This window comes from Caldicoprobacter sp. (assembly GCF_047459465.1).
Lineage (GTDB): Bacteria > Bacillota > Clostridia > Caldicoprobacterales > Caldicoprobacteraceae > Caldicoprobacter.
The window spans coordinates 1-9565 of sequence record NZ_VSCO01000068.1; the positions used below are offsets into that span (position 1 = coordinate 1).

Sequence of the window (9565 nt, forward strand, 5' to 3'; positions counted from 1 at the left end):
TCCATAAACCTCTTATCCCACTTATCCACAAGATACCCTCCTCAAACGATTCCTAAAATATATTCTACTTACAACTATTTGGCATTTCAACTTCAGTCCAAAGATATTTGTGATTTTTTGTCAGGTTGTGCAAGTAAGTCCAAGGGTGCGGTATTGAAAAGACAGAGTTAGGCGGTATAGGATATATAGTCCTCATGGGAAAATTTAAAAATCATATCTATTTTTAGATATAACAAGCAAAAAGATGATTTGTTGCTTTATTTTCCAAATTCCAAACTATTTAACCAAAATTCATTTACAACAGTATTTGCCATACCCCTATCTTTTATATAAACTATTTACTGTGATTAGCACTCACCGACGATGAGTGCTAATATAATGTAGAAACTATAGCGATGGTTAATAAAAACATAACTAAAGGAGGGTAACGCTATGAAATTAAGACCCTTGGGCGATAGGGTTGTAATCAAAGCCTTGGAGAGCGAAGAAACCACAAAGGGCGGTATCGTGTTGCCCAGTTCTGCAAAAGAGAAGCCTCAGATGGCTGAGGTGATTGCTGTAGGTCCTGGTGGTATGGTTGACGGCAAAGAGATCAAAATGGAGGTAAAGGTAGGCGACAAGGTCATCTATTCCAAATATGCCGGAACCGAAGTAAAGCTGGACGATGAAGAATACATAATCGTTCGTCAAAGCGATATATTGGCAGTAGTTGAATAAAAAATGATAAGGAGGAGGTAATACATATGGCCAAACAGCTTGTATACGGCGAAGAAGCCAGAAGAGCGATAGAGCGCGGCGTTAACAAATTGGCCGATACCGTAAAGATTACCTTGGGCCCCAAAGGGCGTAACGTGGTACTGGAGAAAAAGTACGGCTCTCCGCAGATCGTGAACGACGGCGTAACCATCGCCAAGGAAATTGAGCTGGAAGATCCATATGAGAATATGGGCGCCCAGCTGGTCAGGGAGGTAGCCAGCAAGACAAACGATGTGGCTGGTGACGGTACCACCACAGCAACGGTTCTAGCGCAAGCCATCATCCGCGAAGGGCTAAAGAATGTAGCAGCTGGAGCTAACCCAATGTTGATAAAGAGAGGCATTCAAAGAGCAGTAGATGCGGCCGTTGAAGGCCTCAAAAAGCTGAGCAAACCCATTGAGAGTAAAGAGGCTATTGCCCAAGTTGCTTCCATTTCCGCCGGCGATGAGACCATTGGTCAGTTAATTGCCGATGCCATGGACAAAGTTGGCAAGGACGGCGTCATCACCGTTGAAGAATCCAAATCGTTGACCACCGAAGTAGAGATCGTGGAAGGAATGCAGTTTGACAGGGGATACATCTCCCCCTACATGGTAACCGATACAGAAAAAATGGTAGCAGAGCTCGACGAACCGCTCATCTTGATCACAGACAAGAAGATCAGCAACGTACAAGACCTGTTGCCGATACTCGAACAAGTGGTACAGCAAGGGAGGAAGCTATTGATCATCGCTGAGGACATTGAAGGTGAGGCCCTAGCGACACTGGTGGTCAATAAGCTGAGAGGTACCCTCATCAGCGTAGGCGTAAAGGCTCCCGGATTCGGTGACAGGCGCAAAGCCATGCTGCAGGATATCGCTATCCTGACAGGCGGTACCGTGATTTCCGAGGAGGTAGGTCTCACCCTCAAGGAAGCCACCATCGACATGCTGGGCCGTGCTACTAGAGTAACTGTTGACAAGGAGAACACCACCATCGTAGGTGGCGCTGGCGATCCGAAAGAGATCAAGAATCGCATAGCTTCCATAAAGGCCCAGATTGAGGAGACCACCTCTGACTATGACAGGGAGAAATTGCAGGAGCGACTCGCTAAGCTGGCCGGCGGCGTAGCAGTGATCAAAGTTGGTGCTGCTACTGAGACCGAAATGAAAGAGAAGAAGCTGAGGATCGAGGACGCTCTCAACGCTACTAGGGCAGCTGTTGAAGAAGGAATTGTTCCCGGCGGCGGCGTAGCTCTTGTCAAAGTCATAGAAGAAGTAGAGAAGCTTCAGGCTGAAGGCGATGAGCTGACGGGCATCAATATCGTAAAGCGCGCCTTAGAAGAGCCGCTTCGCCAGATCGCCATCAACGCCGGTATGGAAGGCTCTGTGGTAGCTGAAAAAGTCAAAGCTAACCCCGACAAGAATTTCGGCTTTGACGCGTTGAAAGGCGAATACGGCGATATGGTGGCCAAGGGTATCATCGATCCCACCAAGGTTACCAGGTCGGCATTGCAAAACGCAGCTAGCGTAGCAGCTATGGTTCTCACCACCGAGAGCTTGGTGGCCGAGATACCCGAGAAAGAACCGGCAATGCCCGGCGGCAAGAATCCAGATATGTATTGATGAAAAAGCGGTTGCTTTTCAAGCAACCGCTTTTTATTTTATGATACGCTTATTTTACGATACGCTTAGCAGGCCAGTCTCTTCCCTTTCTTTAGCAGAGTCAATGTCTTCCTCTTCTCCAAAGATAGAATCGCTCAATTCTTTGGATTTGAGATAATTGATTTCGGAATAGAAGTTCTCCATGAGAGTGCACACCATGTGTTCAAACTCCAACAGTTGCCGTCGAATCTCCTTACACCTTGCTTTCCACTTATTTTTTTCCAATTCCAGCTGGTACATCTCTGCTGCAATTTTTTGACGTCCTTCTTCTATAATAGCCTGAGCCTTTTGTTCGGCTCGGACCAACGCTTTTGAAATATAAGCCTCCCTCTCAGAAAATTCCTCCAATTTCTTTTCTAGCTCTCTTATTTGTGATTTTATCCTACTGTTTTCCTCCACAAGCTCCAGCATCCGTTCTTTCTTCTTGGAAAGCTCCTCCTCATAATCTCTGCGCATTTCAGAAATGTATTGTTCTACCTGACGCCTGTTGTATCCCAGTATGGCAATGCTAAACATCCTCTTCATTTGTTCTAACCCCCCTTGTAAATAATATACAACAGTTGTCCTGTAAATTTTGTAAATTTGTGGGGTCGAATAGCATCTTTTTATATCGATAATGCCGGAGCTCTAATACAAAAAACTACATAAGACTGATTTACACCTGAAGGAATTGAGCCGTTTTTTTCCGGCAACCGATGACATTGGGGGGATAGTGCATACCATTCCAGGAATCTTCGATCCAAGAGGCTGAAATTCGCTACAGCCTCTTCCGCCTTTTTTGCCTGGCATCCAAAAGCCTGGACGAAAACGTTATATTTTGACCAGCTTTATCCACCACTTTGCTTCCATCTTCAGCGCTCCTTTGTAGCACAACATCTCCTTTGCTCCCAATGCTTTCAGATATAGCATCGCCTCCAGCGATACCCTGGCAGGCCTCGTCATAAGCTTTCGATTTGCCCTCAAATGCGCTTTTTGACCAACGCCTTTCCCCTTCCATCCTTATACTGGATGCCCACTTCCTCAAAAAAACTTCTATCTTAAGCCTTCTTAAAGCCACCTCAATCACAAACAACACAAGGGCGGCAGAAAGCAGGTAAGGCCAGACTTCGCTCTCAGCCCTAATCGGTTGCAGATCTTCGCGGAATACCTGGGCAGGCTCGTCAAGCAGCATGCCACCGGTTTCCTTCACCACCTTTTTAAGCAGCTCATCGGAGCCCCTATTGCGGATATCGTATTCCGGCGAATAGCTGACCGTTAGGCCATTTTCAATCTGTAAAACCGTGCTTCTCCCGTCTTTAACCTCCACTTTGACAAGGTACACGCCCGCTTCGTCTATCTCAAATTCGCCCTCATATTTCCCCGGCTGAGTGGCCTGAAGCGATACTACCTGTTGGCCACCGCCCGGCTTTATGACGACTGCATGGACGTTTAAGGCTTCATCCCAGTTTTGTGATATATCCAAGGTTATATGCCCCTTGTCCCCATCCAGGCTGACATCCAGAAGGCCATGTTGTTCATCCTCCATGGGTAATATCCATGATATTACGTTGAGCCAAAAGCTCTGCACCTCATCCCATACTAGCCAGTCTCCGGTCCAGCTGCCGCGCAAATCGCTGGTCCATGCCACCACCCGTCCCAGGCCATACTGCCATTTGGCCAATATCGGGTCCTGCCTATCGCTGGACAGCACTATGTTGGCTCCCGCTTTTGGCAGGGTAGCTATATATCCGTGTAGCGGCGGAAAACCCTGAGCGAACCCTTCTATTATGGATGAATACTCGATGACCATCGGATAAAACGTTCTGTTGTGTATATAGCTCTGTGTTGCCAGATATGTTTCCTTTGCAAATATCGTGGGGATATTGGTAAATTCATCGGTATAATAGTAGCGCCCTCCTCCTAAACTTGCCAGCTGCTGAAGCAATTGCGTATCGGAATCCTCTCCTACAGCCACCGTTGAAACGGTAATTCCATGATCCCTCATCTTCCGTACCAGCTGCTGGAAATTGCCCCCCTGCGACTGACCATCGGTAAGCACGATCACGTGCTTGAGCTGCGCCTCCAGGTCCTTTAAAGACTCATAAGCTAAGTTAAGCGCTGGATACATATTGGTACCCCCGCCCGGCCTTATGGTGCCGATATCGCTCTTTATCCTATCCACATTTTCTACTGCTTGCGTTTTCACAATCCATGAGGCCACATCGTCGAAGGCCACCACGCCTATATAGTCCATCGGTCGCAAGGCCTCGGTGGAACCGATGGCAGCCTCCTTTGCCAGCTCTATCTTGCTTATGCCGTACTGTCCTGTTGCCATGCTGCCCGATTTGTCTATCACCAGCACCAGTCCCAAAGAAGGTATATCGGCTTTACGCATGAGGTCCACATCGACCGGCAGCAAGGACTCAAGGGGCGTGGCCATATACCCGCCCAGGGCATAGCTGTTGTCACCTCCCGTCACCAGCATTCCTCTTCCCAGATATTTTACATATGAATCAAGGGCCTTCATCTTGTCATCTCCCAGGTCATAGGCAGCAACATTGCACAGCACCAGGGCATGGTATTTGCGCAGCTCCTCCAAAGCAGCAGGCAACACTTGAGGTGTGAAAACCTTGGTTTCAAGCCCCGCCTGATTAAGCATCTTGACAAGCTCATGGCCTTCGCCCTCTTTCCCTTCCACCACCGCCACAACGGGCAGCCCGTATACCTCCACAAAGGCGGCCGCGCTGTTGTTTTGGTATACAGTATCCTCAACCGCTTGCAATACTACCTCATAGGCCTTTATACCGCTTTCCTGTGCCGTATCCTTAAACACAAATGTGTTCTCCCCTTTCCGTATCTCCACCCTTTCCTGGCCTATGAGCTGGCGGTCGGCATACAGCTTCAACACGCCATGGGTGTTCACCGTGCTGTCAATCCGTACCCGTATATTGTATGCCTCCCCTTTATAAAGGCGGCCGGGGACATCCAGCGATGTTATCTGCACCTCGGCTGAAGGTGCGGTATTATAGTACACCCCATCGATGACGATACCTTGCAGAGCAAGCGTTCTAGAGCTTTTTAAAGCATCGCCCAGGTTCTCAGCAGCATCGGTCATAAGCACTATTCTCTTCCGATTGTCGGCAGGCAAAAGGGCAGCTGCCATCTGAAGCGCACCCTCTATATCGGTGAAATGGGGATTGGGAAGGGTTTCAAAGCCGTCAAAGTAAACATCCCGGCCTGCTGGGTGCTCCACCACCGCATCCTTCCCAAAGGTTATAATGCCTGCCTGCCAGTGAGGCGGCTTGTTCTCCAACGCCGACGCTATAAAGGATTCCATTTGCGCCTTGGCCCCTGCCGCACTGCTGGACAGATCTGCGACAAAAAACACGGTAGCGGCATGGGTATACCTCCTTATGCTGGTCCCCGATAGGGATAATATTATGAGAACCACTATGACACAGCGCAGTACCAAAACATACCTGTCCTTCTTGCTTGTTCTTCTCCAGCTTCTCATAAACCAAAGCATCAAAAACCCTATAGCAGGTATAGACACAAGCAACCATAAAGGATTAGCAAATCCTATGCCAATGTTTTTAAAGCTAATACCCACGTTGATACACCCACCATTCAAGCATAACGACGGCCAAGGCAGCCCAGGCAAAATATCTCCACAGCTCACTCATAAAATCGGATCCGCCCTTACGGCCGTCCACCGTCTGTCCCCCTCCGTTCGTCACCTGACCTACCCTTAGATCAGACTCGCTGTGAGTTGGGACGCCAACGGTAAAATGGGATTCCAACACCTCTCGCTTGTCACCCTGCTGAACGGTCTGCCGCACCGTGTATATCCCTACTTCATGGCTGTACATAAAGGGTATAGAGCTGTAAGACCGATCAAGGGGCAACTCCCTACCCGATGGGGCTATCACGTGAACGTCCCGAGCGCCGGGCAACAAATTTATAAATACCTCCTGCCCGGCGTAAAATTCGCTTTCCCCTACTGAAGACTGTGGAAGAACCCATGCAAGCACGTTTTGAATCAATATGGGGAAATCCACTTTAAGGGGTATATCAGAATGGTGTACATCAAACGAGAAGACGACCACCTTTTGAGCTCCAATCTCGCCCGCCATAACAAGCGGCCCCTGTCCTCCATCGAGCACGACTTCGGCCCATTCGGGTAGGCTAATCCGCTTGGCCTTTGCAATATTGAACTCCTTATAGTTTACAAGGTCAAAAAAGTGCGCATACCGAGAATGGGATAAAAGGCTAGCAGTTTGGGGGATATATTCCCCTTCTAATTCCAAAAAGCCGTTTTGCGGCGGAGGATTGAATATTATTATATTTCCATCATCAGGAAGTTTCGAAGGAACATACCCGTCAAATACATAAAGGGCATACCCCTTCAATCCCTCAGCATGTTGATAAGCCGTTTTTTCAAGGACTACATCGTCGCGGAGGCTTACGGCCTTTTCCAGAAAGACGTTGCGCTCTGTTACCAGCAGCACCCTGTTCTCCCTCTGCGGTTCCATAAAGGTCCAGCCCCTGTTGTCAATGGCAAGGTCATCCTCATCCAAGATGGCTATCTCCACGCGCCTGGCACCGGCAGGTATCTCACTCCAGTACACGTCTTCTTTGCCGTCGGCAGGCAGCGCAACCTCCTTTACATCAAAGGTAGCGCCATCCACCAGGCATTCAAGCGTCACTGCAGCATCCTCACCCGAATAATTTGCAATTTTTGACAAAACCACCGTCCCATCGGGCGTCTGAGCCCAGCTCACCAGCTCGACGGCAAAATTTTTTCCCCCGTTATTAAAGACGATGTTCTCCATGTGCTGGTTACTTATCTGGTATACATTGTCGCTGTAAATGCGTATCTGAGCAGCGTCAAGCTCCCTGGCAAGTGCCTGAGCAAAAACCAGGGCTTGCTCCATGCTGTCCTGGCCGTTGGTAACCTCTATTTCCTCCAGCCGCTTCTTTAAAAGGCCTTTGTCGCCGCTTCTGCTAGCCACAACCTCTACATCATAGCCGGCGGCTATGAGGGTCACGCGCTGTCCCGGAAGCAATCCGTCGATAAAGTCCTCTATTTCCCTTTTGGCAAGCAAAAATCGTGACGGCTTTACATCCTCAGCCTGCATGCTGGCCGAACAATCCAGTATGATTATGTATTCGGAGCTCGTACCCTCTTGGAGAAAAAAGGGCCTGGCAAGGGCCAGGGTGAGAAGTACCACAGCCGCTAGCTGTAAAATGAGAAGGAGGCTTCTTTTGAGCCTCTGCCAGGGTGAGCTGATCTGCATATCTTCAATGGCCTTTTCCCATAGATAGGTGCTGGAAACTTCAACCTCTTGATAGCGCTGTTTCAGCAGGTACAGCAATACGATGATCGGTATTGAAAGAGCAAACAAAAACCCCCACGGATTCAGAAAGCCCATCAGCCCACCTCCATTCCATCAATGCCGTCAACCCTCAGCCCATTTATCGCACCATCCATGAAGAAGCACATCTACAGCTGCAATAGCTCATGCCTGCCACTGTGGTATCAATAACGTCTGGACAGAGACGCTAAAGCACAATTCAAAGCGCATTAACTGCCGATTCAAAACCAGCAAAGGGCGCATTGCCATGGGATCTATAAATAGAAACTGGCAAGATATCAGCGCACTAGCAGAGTATAGCCATGGCATACTCATCTCACAAACCCAAGCTTCATCAGGTTGTAAAACACCACCTCTTCCATGCTGCTGGAGCTATTTACCAGCACATAATTTATGCCCCTAGAATAACAAAACGCCTTGATATCGCTTAAAAACTCATCCAGCACCCTTTTATAGGCCTTAAGTAGATCAGGAGTTAAGATTACATCTTTGACCCCTTCACCTTCTACATCCACCAGGCGAAGGCTCCCGCTCAACTCCGGTTGCAGTTCCTGCGGTGCCATGACGTGTATGAGCATTACCTCCTGTTTGAGATACTGGAGATACTCAAGGGCCTCTTTATATCCATCCTTTGAAAACAGGTCGGTAATTAAAATGCTTATGCCGCCGCTACGCTTTAAAAAGGTACACCCCTTTACAGCGCTGCACAGCGACGTCTTGCCACCGAATTTAAGGCCTTCTATGAAGGAAAGGGCCTGCCAGAACATCTGCTTACCGGAAAAGTAGGGCAAATAGGCAGATGGCTTATCCTGCATGCCCACTACGGCCACCCTGTCAAAATTGGCAAGGGCAAGGTAAACAAATACGGCCGCCAACTGCTTGGCAAGCACTCCTTTGTTGGGCTGGCCCCAGTCCATGGATGCGCTCACATCCAAAAATATGGTTATATTGGCTTGCCGTTCCTCCATAAACAACTTGACAAACAGGCGCTCAAATCGCGCATAGGCATTCCAATCAATGCGGCGGAAATCATCCCCCGGGATGTATTCCCTGAAGTCGGAAAACTCAATGGAATTTCCCTTGCTTCTGGATTTCCTATTGCCGCCCGTATCCCCTTTTATGGCCATACGGGCGTTTAAGGCCAGCCTGTCCAGCCTCTTTAAAAACTGCTGATCAAGCAAAGATTTACCCAAAACCTTCATCACTCCTCAAGCTCAGACAGTATCTGGCCTATTATCTCATCGGGCATCTTGCCTTCAGCCATGCCTTCAAAGCTCAAAGATATCCTGTGTCTCAGCGCCGGGTACGCCACATATCTTATATCGTCAAAGGACACATTATATCGTCCCTCCATGACCGCCCTTACCTTTGCAGTGCTTATGATGCTCTGAGCACCGCGGGGACTGGCTCCATACCTGATGTAGCGTTTGGTCACCTGTGGCGCATCGCCCTTTTCAGGATGGGTTGCAAGCACCAGGCGGAGGGCATAATCCTGTACACTTCTGGCTACGGGTACCGCCGCAGCCACCGACCTAAGGCGCATTATGGTCTGTGCATCGGCCACCTTTTTAGCCTTTACCTCGCTTCCTGCAGTGGTCATATCGATGATCCCATGCAGCTCCTCAAGGGAAGGAAATCCTACCAGTATCTTGAACATAAACCTGTCCAGCTGAGCCTCGGGCAAAGGATAGGTACCCTCTTGCTCGATTGGGTTTTGCGTTGCCAGCACGAAAAAGGGCTGAGGTAGCTGCCGGGTCACTCCTCCCACCGTCACGGTATGCTCCTGCATTGCCTCAAGAAGGGCGCTCTGCG

7 protein-coding genes are annotated in these 9565 nt (G+C 49.0%); 2 read left to right on the top strand and 5 right to left on the bottom strand.

The window, feature by feature from the left end; genetic code table 11:
* Window positions 1-432: 432 nt before the first annotated feature.
* Entirely contained in the window at window positions 433-717 is a 285-nt protein-coding gene (gene groES / locus FWJ59_RS05770) for a co-chaperone GroES (protein ID WP_414481024.1), read from the top strand.
* 26 nt (window positions 718-743) lie between these two features.
* Entirely contained in the window at window positions 744-2360 is a 1617-nt protein-coding gene (gene groL, locus FWJ59_RS05775; RefSeq protein WP_414481025.1) for a chaperonin GroEL, read from the top strand.
* A gap of 54 nt (window positions 2361-2414) precedes the next feature.
* On the opposite strand, the gene FWJ59_RS05780 is transcribed toward groL, so the two are convergent.
* The 5 genes from FWJ59_RS05780 to FWJ59_RS05800 form a co-directional block, all read right to left on the bottom strand.
* Window positions 2415-2924, bottom strand: coding sequence for a DivIVA domain-containing protein (locus FWJ59_RS05780; protein ID WP_414481026.1), 510 nt, complete (start codon window positions 2922-2924; stop codon window positions 2415-2417).
* Window positions 2925-3156: 232 nt separating this feature from the next.
* Window positions 3157-5988: a VWA domain-containing protein gene (locus tag FWJ59_RS05785; protein WP_414481027.1), complete on the bottom strand. Its 2832-nt coding sequence runs from the start codon at window positions 5986-5988 to the stop codon at window positions 3157-3159.
* On the bottom strand, window positions 5978-7810 hold the full coding sequence (locus FWJ59_RS05790) for a vWA domain-containing protein (RefSeq protein WP_414481028.1): 1833 nt from the start codon (window positions 7808-7810) through the stop codon (window positions 5978-5980). The genes FWJ59_RS05785 and FWJ59_RS05790 overlap by 11 nt, the downstream gene beginning before the upstream one ends.
* A 254-nt stretch (window positions 7811-8064) precedes the next feature.
* On the bottom strand, window positions 8065-8946 hold the full coding sequence (locus tag FWJ59_RS05795; protein WP_414481029.1) for a DUF58 domain-containing protein: 882 nt from the start codon (window positions 8944-8946) through the stop codon (window positions 8065-8067).
* Between the two features lie 8 nt (window positions 8947-8954).
* On the bottom strand, window positions 8955-9565 hold a 611-nt coding region (locus tag FWJ59_RS05800), incomplete at its 5' end, for an AAA family ATPase (RefSeq protein ID WP_414481030.1).

Excerpts from the sequence above, each read along its gene's own strand:
- groES (WP_414481024.1), top strand. The coding sequence starts at position 433 with ATGAAATTAAGACCCTTGGGCGATAGGGTTGTAATCAAAGCCTTGGAG.
- groL (WP_414481025.1), top strand. The coding sequence starts at position 744 with ATGGCCAAACAGCTTGTATACGGCGAAGAAGCCAGAAGAGCGATAGAG.
- FWJ59_RS05780 (WP_414481026.1), bottom strand. The coding sequence starts at position 2,924 with ATGAAGAGGATGTTTAGCATTGCCATACTGGGATACAACAGGCGTCAG.
- FWJ59_RS05790 (WP_414481028.1), bottom strand. The coding sequence starts at position 7,810 with ATGGGCTTTCTGAATCCGTGGGGGTTTTTGTTTGCTCTTTCAATACCG.